Origin of the sequence: Pseudorhodoplanes sp., from assembly GCF_050250235.1 — a bacterium.
Taxonomy (GTDB): domain Bacteria; phylum Pseudomonadota; class Alphaproteobacteria; order Rhizobiales; family Xanthobacteraceae; genus Pseudorhodoplanes.
On record NZ_JBFWPA010000032.1, the window covers coordinates 16675 to 30314 of the forward strand.

At 63.5% G+C, this 13640-nt stretch carries 14 protein-coding genes; 8 read left to right on the plus strand and 6 right to left on the minus strand.

Features of this window, described 5'->3' with window-relative positions; all coding sequences use genetic code 11:
- The 6 genes from AB7F49_RS15895 to AB7F49_RS15920 all read left to right on the plus strand — a co-directional run bounded on the left by AB7F49_RS15895 (nucleotide 1) and on the right by AB7F49_RS15920 (nucleotide 5964).
- Nucleotides 1-387 (plus strand): hypothetical protein, encoded by a 387-nt coding sequence (locus tag AB7F49_RS15895; protein ID WP_428523975.1) that lies wholly within the window; start codon nucleotides 1-3, stop codon nucleotides 385-387.
- Complete coding sequence (gene truB / locus AB7F49_RS15900; protein ID WP_428523977.1) at nucleotides 384-1520, plus strand: tRNA pseudouridine(55) synthase TruB; 1137 nt, start codon at nucleotides 384-386, stop codon at nucleotides 1518-1520. The genes AB7F49_RS15895 and truB overlap by 4 nt, the downstream gene beginning before the upstream one ends.
- 2 nt (nucleotides 1521-1522) lie before the next feature.
- Nucleotides 1523-1792 (plus strand): 30S ribosomal protein S15, encoded by a 270-nt coding sequence (gene rpsO, locus AB7F49_RS15905; RefSeq protein WP_428523979.1) that lies wholly within the window; start codon nucleotides 1523-1525, stop codon nucleotides 1790-1792.
- Between the two features lie 330 nt (nucleotides 1793-2122).
- Entirely contained in the window at nucleotides 2123-4291 is a 2169-nt protein-coding gene (gene pnp / locus AB7F49_RS15910; protein ID WP_428523981.1) for a polyribonucleotide nucleotidyltransferase, read from the plus strand.
- A gap of 171 nt (nucleotides 4292-4462) precedes the next feature.
- The gene (locus AB7F49_RS15915) at nucleotides 4463-5179 is read left to right on the plus strand and encodes a hypothetical protein (RefSeq protein ID WP_428523983.1); all 717 of its coding nucleotides are present in this window, start codon (nucleotides 4463-4465) and stop codon (nucleotides 5177-5179) included.
- Nucleotides 5176-5964 (plus strand): hypothetical protein, encoded by a 789-nt coding sequence (locus tag AB7F49_RS15920; protein WP_428523985.1) that lies wholly within the window; start codon nucleotides 5176-5178, stop codon nucleotides 5962-5964. Before AB7F49_RS15915 ends, AB7F49_RS15920 begins: the two co-directional genes overlap by 4 nt.
- On the opposite strand, the gene AB7F49_RS15925 is transcribed toward AB7F49_RS15920, so the two are convergent.
- Nucleotides 5921-6811 (minus strand): hydrogen peroxide-inducible genes activator, encoded by an 891-nt coding sequence (locus tag AB7F49_RS15925; RefSeq protein ID WP_428523987.1) that lies wholly within the window; start codon nucleotides 6809-6811, stop codon nucleotides 5921-5923. The two genes, AB7F49_RS15920 and AB7F49_RS15925, sit on opposite strands and share 44 nt — an antisense overlap.
- A 119-nt stretch (nucleotides 6812-6930) precedes the next feature.
- On the opposite strand from AB7F49_RS15925, the gene katG reads away from it, so the two are divergent.
- The gene (gene katG, locus AB7F49_RS15930; RefSeq protein ID WP_428523989.1) at nucleotides 6931-9120 is read left to right on the plus strand and encodes a catalase/peroxidase HPI; all 2190 of its coding nucleotides are present in this window, start codon (nucleotides 6931-6933) and stop codon (nucleotides 9118-9120) included.
- A 252-nt stretch (nucleotides 9121-9372) separates the two neighbouring features.
- Here the strand turns inward: katG and fabI are convergent, their stop codons facing one another.
- From fabI to fabA, 5 genes are all read right to left on the minus strand, one after another.
- Entirely contained in the window at nucleotides 9373-10200 is an 828-nt protein-coding gene (fabI, locus tag AB7F49_RS15935; RefSeq protein ID WP_428523991.1) for an enoyl-ACP reductase FabI, read from the minus strand.
- On the minus strand, nucleotides 10197-10541 hold the full coding sequence (locus AB7F49_RS15940) for a hypothetical protein (protein ID WP_428523992.1): 345 nt from the start codon (nucleotides 10539-10541) through the stop codon (nucleotides 10197-10199). The genes fabI and AB7F49_RS15940 overlap by 4 nt, the downstream gene beginning before the upstream one ends.
- 24 nt (nucleotides 10542-10565) lie before the next feature.
- Nucleotides 10566-10838: a DUF3303 domain-containing protein gene (locus AB7F49_RS15945; RefSeq protein ID WP_428523994.1), complete on the minus strand. Its 273-nt coding sequence runs from the start codon at nucleotides 10836-10838 to the stop codon at nucleotides 10566-10568.
- A gap of 6 nt (nucleotides 10839-10844) precedes the next feature.
- Nucleotides 10845-12065, minus strand: coding sequence for a beta-ketoacyl-ACP synthase I (fabB, locus tag AB7F49_RS15950; protein ID WP_428523996.1), 1221 nt, complete (start codon nucleotides 12063-12065; stop codon nucleotides 10845-10847).
- Between the two features lie 135 nt (nucleotides 12066-12200).
- On the minus strand, nucleotides 12201-12728 hold the full coding sequence (gene fabA / locus AB7F49_RS15955; RefSeq protein WP_428523998.1) for a 3-hydroxyacyl-[acyl-carrier-protein] dehydratase FabA: 528 nt from the start codon (nucleotides 12726-12728) through the stop codon (nucleotides 12201-12203).
- A gap of 210 nt (nucleotides 12729-12938) precedes the next feature.
- On the opposite strand from fabA, the gene irrA reads away from it, so the two are divergent.
- Nucleotides 12939-13466 carry an iron response transcriptional regulator IrrA gene (irrA, locus tag AB7F49_RS15960; RefSeq protein WP_428524000.1) on the plus strand — a complete coding sequence of 176 codons (528 nt, stop codon included), beginning with the start codon at nucleotides 12939-12941 and terminating at the stop codon, nucleotides 13464-13466.
- The last annotated feature ends 174 nt before the right edge of the window (nucleotides 13467-13640 follow it).

Consider the following 13640-nt stretch of genomic DNA (forward strand, 5'->3'; position numbering starts at 1 on the left):
GTGGCGCTGAAGAGATTCGGCGTGACCGCGGCCGGGATCGGCGCGGTCGCGATCCTTGCATACTGGACAACCAACAACGACGGCCCCATCACGCGCGCCTTCTACGACGCGCCGCGCGACAGCTCGGGCGCCGAAGCGAGCGAGCAGGTGCTCAAGGTGATCCCGGCCGGCGTCCATCACGCGGACATCGCGCGGACCTTTGCACGCGACGGCTTCGATTGCCATCGCTCGCGCCTTCTGCAGGACCGGCAATTGTGGACCTGCCAGCGACAGGCGTTCCGGCTCAATGGATTGCCGAATACGGAGAGATGGGTGGTCGAATTCGAATGCCGCAAGGACTTTACGCCCTGCACGATCGAGACGCTGCATGCGGAGGTGCGGGCATGAGCGACACCCGCGCCACGAACTCCGTCACCTCCCCCCGTGAGGGCGAGGTCGACGCGCGGAGCACGTCTGCGCATGATGATGCGCAACCCGAACAGGCTCGGGTTGCAGGGGGGAGGGAGCGCATCGAGCAAGCTGCGGATACCGGCGCAAACAAAAAAGAAAAGCGAAAGCAGCAGCACCGCCGAGAGAAGCGCGACGTGCATGGCTGGGTCGTCCTCGACAAGCCGGTCGGCATGACCTCGACCCATGCGGTCGCGGTGATCCGCCGCCTGTTCACCGCCAGGCGCGCGGGCCATGCCGGCACGCTCGATCCGCTCGCCACCGGCTGCCTGCCGATCGCGCTTGGAGAAGCAACCAAGACCGTGCCGTTCATCATGGACTCGACCAAGACCTATCGCTTCACCGTGCGATGGGGCGAGGAACGCGATACCGACGATTCCGAAGGCCGGGTGGTGGAGACCAGCGACGCCCGCCCGTCGCGCGACCAGATCGAGGCGATCCTGCCCTCTTTCCGGGGCGTGATTCTGCAGACCCCGCCCCAGTTTTCCGCCATCAAGATCGACGGCGAGCGGGCCTACGATATCGCCCGCGACGGCGAAGTGGTGGAACTGCAGCCCCGGGAGGTCGAAATCGACCGGCTCGACCTCGTGGAGAGCCCGGACCCGGACCACGCGGTTTTCGAGACAGACTGCGGCAAGGGAACCTATGTCCGGGCGCTGGCGCGGGATTTCGGCCGCCTTCTGGGCTGCCGGGGGCACGTTTCGGCGCTCCGGCGCACCTCCGTTGGGCCGTTCGGCGAGGGCGAAATGATTTCGCTGGAACGGCTGGAGGCTTTGTGCGATAGAGCCGCCGCCGGCGAGGCAAGCCTCGCCGACGCGTTATGGCCCGTTGAGACCGCGCTGGACGACATCCCGGCACTGGCCGTCAACAGGTCCGATGCGGCAAGGCTCCAGAGAGGCCAGGCCGTCATCCTGCGCGGACGGGACGCTCCCATTCTCGAGGGCCTGGTCTACGTCACGGTGGCGGGCGATCTGATCGCCCTTGCCGAGACCGGCCAGGGCCAGATCGTCCCCAGGCGCGTGTTCAACCTAACCGGCCTGACTGGCAGCGCCGGCAAAGAAAAAGGCATTTGACGATGTCGATCGAAGCCGGCCGCAAGGCCGAAGTCATCAAGACGTTTGCACGCAAGGCCGGCGACACCGGCTCGCCCGAAGTCCAGGTCGCGATCCTGTCCGAGCGGATCAACAACCTGACCGGTCACTTCAAGACCCATACCAAGGACAACCACTCCCGCCGCGGGCTTCTCAAGCTCGTGTCGCTGCGCCGCCAATTGCTCGACTACGTCAAGCGCAAGGACGAGGCGCGTTACAAGGACCTGATCGAGCGGCTGAATATCCGCCGCTGATTTCTTGCCGCATCCCTTATGCGGAAGAGCACGATGCCGAGACGTGTCTGACGGTTTTCGGACAACGTCGTGCTCACATGACGCGGGCGCGTTGTGGCGTCCGCTTGTTTTGAGCGAACGCGAAGCATCGCGTTCTTGTACGACCGGCAGCGCAATCTGCCGGATCCCGAGCGGTGACAATACGGATTGGCCCGCTCACATCCCGGAGGGATGAGCCATGGCAGGATCGCCGGATATTGCGGCTTGATCGCGCCCGCGTCGGGCCCGGCAATGTCTCGCCGTCTTGCACATGGCTCCTCTCTCAGTCCGAACCGATGAGAGAAAAGCAAAATGTTCGAAAAGCATACCGTTGAACTCGACTGGGGCGGGCGCAAGCTCACCCTCGAGACCGGCAAGGTCGCGCGCCAGGCCGATGGCGCCGTCGTCGCAACCTATGGCGAAACCACTGTGCTCGCGACGGTGGTCGCGGCCAAGGCCCCGCGCGAGGGCGTGGATTTTCTGCCGCTGACCGTCGACTATCAGGAGAAATTCTATGCGGCCGGCCGCATTCCCGGCGGCTATTTCAAGCGCGAAGGCCGGCCGACCGAAAAGGAGACTCTGGTCTCGCGCCTGATCGACCGTCCCATCCGCCCGCTCTTCGCCGATGGCTGGCGCAACGAGACGCAGGTGATCGTCACCACGCTGTCGCACGACATGGAGAACGATCCCGACATTCTTGCGCTGGTGGCTTCCTCCGCCGCGCTGACGCTTTCGGGCGCACCCTTCATGGGCCCGATCGGCGCCGCGCGCGTCGGCTTCGTCGGCGGCGAATATGTGCTCAACCCGACCATCGACGAGATGGCCGAGAGCGAGCTTGACCTCGTGGTCGCCGGCACCGGCGATGCCGTGCTGATGGTGGAATCCGAAGCCAAGGAATTGTCGGAAGAGATCATGCTGGGCGCCGTGATGTTCGGCCACCGGCATTTCCAGCCGGTGATCCAGGCGATCATCCAGCTGGCCGAGAAGGCCGCCAAGGAGCCGCGCGATCTGACCGTCGTCGACAATTCCGATCTCGAAAAGGAAATTCTGGGTCTGGTCGAGAAGGACGTCCGCGCGGCCTATGGCATCGCCGACAAGCAGGCGCGGCACAAGGCAGTCGGCGCCGCGAAAGACAAGGTGATGGCGCATTTCTTCCCGGAAGGTGCCGAGCCGAAATACGACAAGCTTCGCGTGGCGGGCGTATTCAAGGAACTCGAAGCCAAGATCGTGCGCTGGAACATTCTCGATACCTCCAGGCGCATCGACGGCCGCGACCTGAAGACCGTGCGTCCGATCGTCTGCGAGGCCGGCGTATTGCCGCGCACCCACGGCTCGGCGCTGTTCACCCGCGGCGAGACCCAGGCGCTGGTGGTCACCACGCTCGGCACCGGCGAGGACGAGCAGTGGATCGACGCCCTGCAGGGCACCTACAAGGAGCATTTCCTGCTCCACTACAACTTCCCGCCTTTCTCGGTCGGCGAAACCGGCCGTCTCGGCGGCACCAAGCGCCGCGAAATCGGCCACGGCAAGCTTGCCTGGCGCGCGATCCATCCGGTGCTGCCGGCGAAGCACGATTTCCCCTACACCATCCGCGTGGTGTCGGAAGTCACCGAGTCGAACGGCTCGTCCTCGATGGCGACCGTGTGCGGCACTTCGCTGGCGCTTATGGATGCCGGCGTGCCGCTGAAGCGGCCGACCGCGGGCATCGCCATGGGCCTGATCCTGGAAGGCGAGAAGTTCGCCGTGCTGTCGGATATTCTCGGCGACGAGGATCATCTGGGCGACATGGACTTCAAGGTCGCCGGCACCGAGCAGGGCATCACCTCGCTGCAGATGGACATCAAGATCGCGGGCATCACCGAGCAGATCATGAAGATCGCGCTCGGCCAGGCCAAGGACGGGCGCATCCATATCCTGGGCGAGATGGCCAAGGCTCTGACCGCGGCGCGCGCCGAACTCGGCGAACATGCTCCGCGAATCGAGACGCTGAAGATTCCGGTCGACAAGATCCGCGAAGTGATCGGTACCGGCGGCAAGGTGATCCGCGAGATCGTGGAAAAGACCGGCGCCAAGATCAACGTCGAGGACGACGGCACCGTGAAGGTCGCCTCTGCCAACGGCGAGCAGATCCGCGCCGCCATCAAGTGGATCAAGTCGATCGCCTCCGATCCGGAGGTCGGCGAGATCTACGAAGGCACGGTGGTGAAGGTGATGGATTTCGGCGCCTTCGTGAACTTCTACGGTTCGAAGGACGGCCTCGTCCATATCAGCCAGCTGGCGCAGGGCCGCGTGCAGAAGACCTCCGACGTCGTCAAGGAAGGCGACAAGGTGAAGGTGAAGCTGCTCGGCTTCGACGATCGCGGCAAGACGCGGCTGTCGATGAAGGTCGTCGACCAGCAGACCGGCGAGGATCTGGAAGCCAAGCAGAAGGCCGAGCGCGAGAAGGAGCCGGAGGCGGCAGCGGCTGGCGGCGCGGAGTAACAACTACTCCGTCTGTCATGCCCGGCCTTGTGCCGGGCATGACGATGCTGATGGAATGCCGAGGGCGGCCTCATGCGGGCCGCCCTTTTTCGTTCCAACGCGAGCGTGATTTGTCGGACGCGTCGCAGGCCCTAGACTGTGCGAACCGCAACCCATGCAGAGTCCATCGCCATGGTCCTGTTCCGATTCCCGCGCTGGGTCATGGGTGTCCTTCTCGCCATCAGCCTGGCATTGGTTGCCATGGGCCTTGGCATGGTCGCCACCGGAGCCGACGGCGGCTGGCCGGGCCTCCTGTTCTTCGGTCTTTGCAGCGCGGTCTTCGCGGCGCAGCTCTGGCCGCACCTGCTGCTGTCCGCGCCCGCCGAAACGCCTGACGCGCTCCTGCAGCGCTTTCCCGGTCCGGTGGAACTGCATGTGCCGCAGCGCAAGACCGCGCTGCTCGTCGTCTGCGCCGTCATCTTCGCGGGCGTATGCGCGGCATATCTCAATTCCGAGCGACCGGGCCTCCTCGTTGCCACGCTGATCTGGTTCTGCATGATCGCGCTCGTGCTGTCCCTGCCTTTCCTCGTCTTTCAGTTCTTGCGGGGCGCAAGCCTGCGCCTGGAAGGCGACGGCTTTCGTGTCAAGCAGCCATGGAAGTGGCGGTTCGTGCGCTGGAAGGACGCGAGTGAATTCGGCATCGGCAGCACCGCGATTGTCGAACAGGTCAAGGGTGACTGGTCGACGGTGGTCACCTATGACGATTCGAACGTCGACGAGAGCAACGTCAATATTCTCGGCCAAAGCATCATCGGACGCAATTCGGCGCTGCCGGACACCTACGGACTGTCCCCGGAGAATCTGCAGACTCTGATGAATGGGTGGCGCCAGCGGGCGCTGCAGGCGTGAACTCCGTTCGCAGTCTCGTAGACCGGATTCAAGGTCTCCTGTACCGGGTTCAAGGTCTCATCGATTCAGTCGACTGGCATCGCCTGAGATGGTTCGGCGTGCTTGCGATCAGCATCGGCTTCACGGTGGCCGGAAGCTTCTTGATCGTCGCCACCGGCGAGCCGATGGCCTTCGTCTGCTTCTTCTTTTTCCTGTTCGGCATTGCGATGGCCGTGCATGCGTTGTGGCCATGGTGGATCGAAGGCCTGCCCACATCGCCGGAGGCCGCATTGCAGCGCTTTCCGCATCCGGTGACGCTGCGCACGCCCGTCCGCAAGATCGTATTCTTCCTCGTCACCACCATCCTGTTCGGCGGGTGTCTTCTGTGGATGGCGCTGTATTCCGACATGGGCGCGGCAGAGCTGTTCTTCATGTGGCTCGGCGCGATCGGCTGCGCAGCCGCACTGCCGATATTCCTGCTCATGCTGCTTCGCGGATCCGCCTTGCGCCTCGATGCCGATGGCTTTCGGATCCTTCACGGCCTGAAGCGCAGCGTTCACCGCTGGTCCGATATGAGCGAGTTTTCCGTTGTCGATGTGGGCATGCCGATGGTGGTGTTCGACGAGGCTGGCCTCACCGATGGAGCGGTCGGCTCCCTCAACCGCAGCTTCGTCGGACGCGGCGGCGGATTGCCCGACACCTACGGCATGAGCGCCTGGAGCCTCGCCTGGCTGCTGAACGAATGGCGGGCACGCGCGCTGGCTATTGGCCCACCACCTGGACCACAATCTCTCCCAGCGCCCTGAAGTCGCGCGCCCGCGACGACGTGCGGCGCCAGGCGAGTCCCACCGTGCGGAACGGCTCGGGCCTGGCAAAGCGCAGCAGCTTGACGCGGTCGTCGCGCGCTTCCACCGGAATCGCGATTTCCGGAATCAGCGTCACCCCATAGCCATTCGCCACCATCTGCATCACGGTGGTGAGGCTGGTGGCGCCAAGCTCGCGCAGGGTGCCACCCGAGGCATCGCTGCAAAAGGCCAGCGCCTGGTCGCGCAGACAATGACCTTCTTCGAGCAGGATCAGCCGGCTCGGATCGATGTCATCGGCGGTGATGCGCGCACGGCTTGGCAGATCGTCCGCGGAAGGCGCGGCGAGCAGAAACGCATCGTCGAACAGCGCGAGCGTCTCGATTTCGGCTTGCGGCGCGGGCAGCGCGATCATCACCACATCGAGCGCGCCGCGGATCAATTCCTCCATCAGGAAGCGGGTCTGGGTTTCGCGCAATTCCAGCTCGAGATCGGGATGCATGTCCTGCAGCACCGGGAGCAGGTGCGGCAGGACGTAAGGCGCGACTGAGGGGATCACGCCGAATTTCAGCGTGCCGGACAGCACCGCGCCACGGTGTCGCGCGAAGTCTTCAAGGTCCGAGACCTCGCTGAGGATCCGCTCGGCACGTCGGGCGATCTCGACCCCGGTCTCGGTCATCATCAAGTCGTTGGTCCGCCGCTCCACCAGCGCGATTCCGAGGTCCTTCTCCAAATCCTTGATTTGCATGGACAAAGCCGGCTGGCTCACGGCACAGGCCTCGGCCGCCCGGCCGAAATGCCGGTGGCGGGCGAGTGCATCCAGATAACGAAGCTGCCGCAGTGTGATCATTGCCGATAAGATAATCTTATCGTTGATACTAATCAATCCGATTGGACCTTATCCAATCTACGGAGCATGGTCCCGGCCCAGCAGCCAAGCTTCGATCATTGAGGAGGAGTGACAACAACATGGACGCAAAGACCGACGACAAGGGCAAATGCCCGTTCACCGGCGGCGCCCGGGGACACAGGAATCGCGACTGGTGGCCGGACGCGCTCGACATCGAGATGCTGCACAAGAATTCCAGCTTGTCGGACCCGATGGGCAAGGAATTCGACTACGCCGAGGAATTCAAGACTCTCGACCTCGACGCGGTGATCAAGGACCTGACGGCCCTGATGACGAGCTCTCAGGAATGGTGGCCTGCCGATTTCGGCCATTACGGCGGCCTGATGATTCGCATGGCCTGGCACTCGGCCGGCACCTACCGCATCACCGACGGCCGCGGCGGCGCCGGTGCCGGGCAGCAGCGCTTCGCGCCACTGAACTCCTGGCCGGACAACGCAAACCTCGACAAGGCGCGGCGACTGCTGTGGCCGATCAAGCAGAAATACGGCCGCAAACTTTCCTGGGCCGACCTGATGGTGCTGGCCGGCAACGTCGCGCTGGAATCGATGGGCTTCAAGACCTTCGGCTTTGCCGGCGGCCGCGCCGATGTGTGGGAGCCCGAAGAACTCTACTGGGGTCCGGAAGGCACCTGGCTCGGCGACGAGCGCTATAGCGGCGAGCGCCAGCTTTCCGACCCGCTCGGTGCGGTGCAGATGGGCCTGATCTATGTCAATCCGGAAGGCCCGAACGGCAATCCGGATCCGGTCGCAGCGGCCAAGGACATCCGCGAGACCTTCTTCCGCATGGCGATGAACGACGAGGAAACCGTGGCGCTGATCGCCGGCGGCCACACCTTCGGCAAGACCCACGGTGCTGGCGATCCGTCGCTGGTCGGCCCCGACCCGGAAGCAGGTGCGCTCGAGGATCAAGGTCTCGGCTGGAAGAGCAAGTACGAAACCGGTATCGGCGCCCATGCCATCACCGGCGGTCCGGAAGTCACCTGGACCACGACGCCGACCAAGTGGAGCAACAACTTCTTCTGGAATCTGTTCGGTTACGAATGGGAACTGGAGAAAAGCCCGGCCGGCGCGAAGCAGTGGCGCGCGAAGGGTGCCGGAGCAACGGTGCCCGACGCCTTCGACCCGAAAAAGAAGCACGTGCCGAAGATGCTGACGACCGACCTGTCGCTGCGCTTCGATCCGGAATACGAGAAAATCTCACGGCGCTTCATGGAGAACCCCGACCAGTTCGCGGATGCGTTCGCGAGGGCCTGGTTCAAGCTGACCCATCGCGACATGGGTCCGCGCGTGCGCTATCTCGGCAAGCTGGTGCCGAAGGAAGAGCTGATCTGGCAGGACCCGATTCCCGCCGTGGATCATCCGCTGATCGGCGACAAGGAAGCCGAGGAATTGAAGGCGAAAATTCTCGCCTCCGGTCTTTCGGTTCGCGACCTTGTTTCGACCGCCTGGGCTTCGGCCTCGACGTTCCGCCGCTCCGACAAGCGCGGCGGGGCGAATGGGGCACGCATTCGCCTCGCTCCGCAGAAGGATTGGGAGGTCAACGAGCCGGCGAGGCTCAAGACGGTGCTGTCCAAGCTGGAGGAAATCCAGAAGGGCTTCGGCAAGAAGGTGTCGCTGGCCGATCTGATCGTGCTCGGCGGCGCTGCGGCGGTCGAGAAGGCCGCGAAGGATGCCGGCGTGACCGTGAAGGTGCCGTTCACGCCGGGCCGGATGGATGCATCGCAGGACCAGACCGACGTGCCGTCCTTCGCGCCGCTGGAGCCGCGGGCCGATGCGTTCCGCAACTACGTCAACACGAAGAAGCTGCAATTCATGTCGCCGACCGAAGCGATGGTGGACAAGGCGCAGCTCCTGACGCTGACGGGTCCGGAACTGACGGCGCTGATCGGCGGCCTGCGCGTGCTCGGTGCCAATTACGCCGATAGCAAGCACGGTGTGTTTACCAGCCAGCCGGGCAAGCTGACGAACGACTTCTTCGTCAACCTGCTCACGATGGACACCGAATGGCACGCGCCGGACGCGGACGGCATCTATCAGGGCGTCGATCGCAAGACCAAGGCGCCGAAATGGACCGCGACCTCGGTCGACCTGATCTTCGGCTCGCACTCGCAGCTACGCGCCTTCGCCGAAGTCTACGCCTGCGCGGACTCGAAGGAGAAATTCGTGAAGGACTTCGTCAAGGCCTGGGCCAAAGTGATGGACGCCGACCGCTTCGACCTCGACAAGGACGACCTGCGCGAAGTGGCGTAGGCGCTGCGTCGCGTCGCGCAAGCGACGAAGCAATCCATGATGACATGCCAGATGGATTGCTTCGCTTCTCGCAAAGACGAACAATAAACAGAAAGGGCGGCCTCGCGGCCGCCCTTTCTGTTGTGCGTGGCCGCCGCTTCAAACTCCGTTCATTGCCGCCCAAGCGGGAATCCGGAATTCTTGGCTCTGGGTCCCCGCTTTCGCGGGGACCAGCGAACAATATGGTCGCCCCTCAAGCTACGGTTCACTTACTCACCGTCCTTGCTCACCGTCCTTGCCATCCGCTTCCGCGCGCAGCGCATCGGGCAGCGGCATGGCAATGACATTGTAGCCCGAATCCACGAAGTGGATTTCCCCGGTGACTCCGGTCGACAGATCCGAGCACAGATAGAGTCCCGCGCCGCCCAGTTCCTCCAGCGTCACGCCGCGGCCGAGCGGCGAATGGCGCTGCTGAAACGCGAACATATAGCGCGCGTCGTGGATGCCGGCGCCGGCCAGCGTGCGGATCGGTCCCGCGGAAATGGCGTTGACGCGAATTTTCTGCTTGCCGAAATCGACCGCGAGATAGCGCACCGAGGATTCCAGCGCGGCCTTGGCGAGCCCCATCACGTTGTAGTTCGGCATGGCGCGGTCGCCGCCGTTATAGGTCAGCGTGATCATCGAGCCGCCATCCGGCATCAGGTCGGCCGCCCGCCTGGCGCTCTCGGCGAACGAGAAGCACGAGATCACCATGGTGCGGATGAAATTCTCGCGCGTGGAATCGCAGAAGCGGCCCTTCAGCTCGTTCTTGTCGGAAAAGCCGACGGCATGCACGAAGAAATCGATCGTCCCCCATCTTTGCTTCATCGCATCGAACACCGCGTCGACAGTCGCGATATCCTCCACGTCGCAGGGCAGCAAAAAATCGGAGCCGGCCGATTGCGCGAGCGGCCTAACGCGTTTGAGCAGCGCCTCGCCCTGATAGGTGAAGCAAAGTTCCGCGCCGTGCGCGGCCAACGTCTTCGCGATCCCCCAGGCGATGGAGTGGTCGTTCGCGACGCCCATGATGAGCCCGCGCTTTCCCTGCATCAATTGTGTCATTTGAGAGCTTCTGTGAGATGAAAACTTTGCGCTTCCGCCTCGATCACGCCGCCGAACAGCGTGACGGTCAGGATTTCCGTTTCGGGGCCGGACTCCACGCGCATGAAATCGATGTTGCCGGATTTGCTATGCTTGCGGATACGCCCCGTATCGCCCGAGAACAGAATGCGCCTGAGCCCCTCGCCGGTGCACAGATAACGCCTTCGCCGGTCGGCGCCTTCCTCGTCGGGATAGAGGTCGAGAAACAGCCGGATGGTCTGCTTCGCGCCCGGTAACCCCGCGACATGAATATCGACCAGGTTGCCGTCATGCCAGTCGATGTCCTGTTCGGCGAGCCGCATCGCAATCTCAGATGAGAATGATGTTCACAGATGCTTCTGTACCAAAGCGGTAACGTCCTTTGACGGAAGCACCGGGACGATTTCGAAGCGAGCCATATCCTCCCATTGCAGGACCCAATCCTGCAAGAGCGCGATGTCATCGCATTCCATCAACTGAAAGCAGCGGCCGAAACCGGCCTCGATCCAGCTATCGACGAAGGTCAGGCCTTCGGGCGTCATGCGGCCGCGCTCGCGAACCCGGCGATAGATATCCTTGACGCGGCCCGCCTCGAAATGCTCGATCACCATAAAGAGCATGACGTGTCAGGCATCCAGGCGCTTGAACACGAGCGATGCGTTGGTGCCGCCGAATCCGAAGGAATTCGACAGCACCGCGCCGAGCGTCACGTCGTCCTTGCGTTCGCGCAGGATCGGCATGTCGGCGAAGGCGGGATCGAGCGTCTTGATGTTCGCGCTCTCGCAGAGAAAGCCGTTGTTCATCATCAGCAGCGAATAGATCGCCTCCTGCACGCCGGCGGCGCCGAGCGAGTGCCCGGTCAGCGACTTGGTCGCCGAGATCGGAGGGCATTTCGACCCGAACAGATCGCGGATCGCCTCGATCTCCTTCAAATCGCCGACCGGCGTCGAGGTCGCGTGCGGATTGATGTAGTCGACCGGCACCTTCGCGCCATCGAGCGCCATCTTCATGCAGCGCATGGCGCCTTCGCCCGACGGCGCGACCATGTCGTGACCGTCCGATGTGGCGCCGTAGCCCGCAAGCTCGGCATAGATTTTCGCGCCGCGCGCCCTGGCATGTTCGAGTTCTTCCAGCACCAGCACGCCGGCGCCGCCCGCGATGACAAAGCCGTCGCGATCCGCATCATAGGCACGCGACGCCGTCTCCGGCGTATCGTTGTATTTCGAGGACATCGCGCCCATGGCGTCGAACAGGTCGGACAGCGTCCAGTCGAGTTCTTCGCAACCGCCGGCAAACACCATGTCCTGCTTGCCCCACTGAATCATCTCGGCGGCGTTGCCGATGCAATGACTGGAGGTCGCGCAGGCCGATGAGATCGAATAATTCACGCCCTTGATCTTGAACCAGGTCGCGAGCGTCGCCGATGCCGTGGACGACATCGCTTTCGGCACGGCGAACGGCCCGATGCGCTTGGGCGACCCCTTTTCGCGGGTGATATCGGCCGCTTCCACGATCACGCTGGTGGACGGGCCGCCCGAGCCCATGATGATGCCGGTCCGCTCGTTGGAGATGTCGCCGTCCTCGACGCCGCTGTCGCGAATGGCCTGCTCCATGGCGACGTGATTCCAGGCCGCGCCCTCGCCGAGGAAGCGCATGGCGCGGCGATCGATGGCGCTTTCCGAATCGAAGGACGGCGCGCCCGCCACCTGACAGCGGAAGCCATGCTTGGCGAATTCGTCAGACTTCGAAATGCCGGATTTCGCTTCGCGCAGGCTGGCCAGAACCTCCTGCGTGTTGTTGCCGATGGACGAGACAATGCCCATCCCGGTCACGACCACTCGCCGCATGACTGCCTCGCCAATCAAAATGTCAGAACGCCCCCGCGGCCCCACGCCGCCCCCGACATCGGAGCAACCGACAGGGACACTTCACAGCGAACACTTGGCCGGTCCGGGCCAAGATCGCAAGACTTAGTGGGGAGATCAGGCGCCCGCGGCCATCGGCGCGTCCTGCTTGAACAGGCCGACCTTCAGATCGCTGGCGCGGTAGATCACATTCCCATCGGCGGACAGCCAGCCATCGGCGATGCCGAGAATCAGCTTGGAGCGCATCACCCGTTTGATTTCGAGCCCGTAGACCACCTTTTTCACGCTTGGCAGCACCTGGCCGGAGAATTTCACCTCGCCCATCCCGAGCGCGCGGCCGTTGCCCGACGATCCAAGCCAGCCGAGAAAAAAGCCCAGCAATTGCCAAAGCGCATCGAGGCCGAGGCAGCCCGGCATGACCGGATCGCCCTTGAAATGGCAGGCGAAAAACCAGAGATCCGGCCGCACATCGAGTTCCGCCCGCACCATGCCTTTGCCGTACTCGCCGCCCTGTTCGGACATCTCGGAAATCCGGTCGAACATCAGCATCGGCGGAAGCGGCAATTGTGGTCCCCCGGCGAACAGTTCGCCCCGGCCGCAGGCCAGAAGGTCCTCGAATTCGAAACTGGTTCGACGGCTTTGCATGCCGGTTCCGTTCTCCAAAACTGGGGATGACAGGGGCGGAAAAATTCCGCGCGGTTCCTATCACAGCGGCAAGTGGCCGGCAAAGCCGCGGATTTGTGCTATTCTAAACTGGTCAGATGCGAAACGGTTGCAAGTGGTCGCTGCCCCCGGCTATAATTACATATGCAACCAATCCCGGCCTTGAACCGGGACCAAGGGGCAATGAGAGCAATGAACCCACCGCGTACCGTCGTTTTTTCCACGCCGTCGGAGGCTGTTCCGGTGCCATCGCATCCGGGGCTGCATCCGGCTCATGACCCGCGCCGCGCCGACCTGAACGGCTGTCCGTGGCATGACGTGAAGTCGATGCTCCGGGAGGTTGGGCTGCGCCCGACCCGCCAGCGCATGGCGCTTGGCTGGATCCTGTTCGCCAAGGGCGACCGGCATCTGACGGCGGAAATGCTGTACGAGGAAGCGAGCAAGGCAAAGGTGCCGGTGTCGCTTGCGACCGTCTACAATACCTTGCACCAGTTCACCGAAGTGGGCCTCCTGCGCCAGGTCGCGGTCGACGGCTCCAAGACCTATTTCGACACCAACGCCTCCGAACATCACCATTTCTTTGTCGAAGGCGAGAACGAACTGGTCGACATCCCCGGCGCGGACGTGATCGTCGACAAGATGCCGGTGGCACCCGAAGGCTACGAGATCGCGCGGATCGACGTGGTGGTGCGGCTGAAGAAGGCCGACCGGCGGCGCTGACCCGCGCTCCCTTGCAGAATGTCACTGTGGCCGGGCTCGTCCCGGCCATTTGCGTTTCGCGTGCAGCATGTCGTGGCTCTGCTTGCAGGTCGTTCTCTCTCCGCGCATGCGGTGTGCCCTTTTTTCCCTTGCGGGGGAAGTTCGGGAGGGGGTGGGTGGCACGTCCGGAGATTG

Excerpts from the sequence above, each read along its gene's own strand:
- truB (WP_428523977.1), top strand. The coding sequence starts at position 384 with ATGAGCGACACCCGCGCCACGAACTCCGTCACCTCCCCCCGTGAGGGC.
- rpsO (WP_428523979.1), top strand. The coding sequence starts at position 1,523 with ATGTCGATCGAAGCCGGCCGCAAGGCCGAAGTCATCAAGACGTTTGCA.
- pnp (WP_428523981.1), top strand. The coding sequence starts at position 2,123 with ATGTTCGAAAAGCATACCGTTGAACTCGACTGGGGCGGGCGCAAGCTC.
- AB7F49_RS15915 (WP_428523983.1), top strand. The coding sequence starts at position 4,463 with ATGGTCCTGTTCCGATTCCCGCGCTGGGTCATGGGTGTCCTTCTCGCC.
- AB7F49_RS15925 (WP_428523987.1), bottom strand. The coding sequence starts at position 6,811 with ATGATCACACTGCGGCAGCTTCGTTATCTGGATGCACTCGCCCGCCAC.
- katG (WP_428523989.1), top strand. The coding sequence starts at position 6,931 with ATGGACGCAAAGACCGACGACAAGGGCAAATGCCCGTTCACCGGCGGC.
- fabI (WP_428523991.1), bottom strand. The coding sequence starts at position 10,200 with ATGACACAATTGATGCAGGGAAAGCGCGGGCTCATCATGGGCGTCGCG.
- AB7F49_RS15940 (WP_428523992.1), bottom strand. The coding sequence starts at position 10,541 with ATGCGGCTCGCCGAACAGGACATCGACTGGCATGACGGCAACCTGGTC.
- AB7F49_RS15945 (WP_428523994.1), bottom strand. The coding sequence starts at position 10,838 with ATGCTCTTTATGGTGATCGAGCATTTCGAGGCGGGCCGCGTCAAGGAT.
- fabB (WP_428523996.1), bottom strand. The coding sequence starts at position 12,065 with ATGCGGCGAGTGGTCGTGACCGGGATGGGCATTGTCTCGTCCATCGGC.
- fabA (WP_428523998.1), bottom strand. The coding sequence starts at position 12,728 with ATGCAAAGCCGTCGAACCAGTTTCGAATTCGAGGACCTTCTGGCCTGC.
- irrA (WP_428524000.1), top strand. The coding sequence starts at position 12,939 with ATGAACCCACCGCGTACCGTCGTTTTTTCCACGCCGTCGGAGGCTGTT.